This window comes from Paenibacillus phytohabitans (assembly GCF_013141775.1).
Classification (GTDB): Bacteria; Bacillota; Bacilli; order Paenibacillales; family Paenibacillaceae; genus Paenibacillus_AQ; species Paenibacillus_AQ phytohabitans.
Genome location: NZ_WHOB01000071.1, coordinates 1 through 509 on the forward strand (window position 1 = coordinate 1; position 509 = coordinate 509).

1 protein-coding gene is annotated in these 509 nt (G+C 50.1%); it reads right to left on the minus strand.

Features of this window, described 5'->3' with window-relative positions:
* On the minus strand, positions 1 to 509 hold a 509-nt coding region (locus GC101_RS36970; RefSeq protein WP_425497163.1), incomplete at its 3' end, for an IS3 family transposase.

Genomic DNA, 509 nt, shown 5'->3' on the forward strand with positions numbered 1-509 from the left:
TAAAACTCAATGTACTGGTAAATGGCTTGGTAGGCCTGCTCAGGCGTTTTAAAACGGGGGTTACAGTAAATGAGTTCCTTCTTTAAGATACTGTGCCAAGACTCAATGCAGGCGTTATCGTAACAGTTTCCTTTGCGGCTCATGCTCGATTCCATCTGGTATGTCTTTAGCTGCTGGGTGTATTCAGTAGAAGTATACTGAGACCCTCGGTCCGAGTGGTGTAAGAGTCCCGCCCCAGGCCGTTTGGCTGCATAGGCGGCCTGCAGGGCGTCCAGAACCAGGCTAGTCTCCATGTGGTTATACAACCGCCAGCCTACGATTTCACGCGTGCATAGATCCATGACACTGGCCAGGTACAAGCGACCTCCCCGGCAAGGGATATACGTAATGTCAGTCACCCATACCGTATTCGGTTTCAGTACTTTAAACTCTTGGTTCAGCGTGTTCGGTGCAATGGGATTGCTATGCTTAGAATCGGTGGTCTGTACGCGGTAGGGTTTAGATACCAC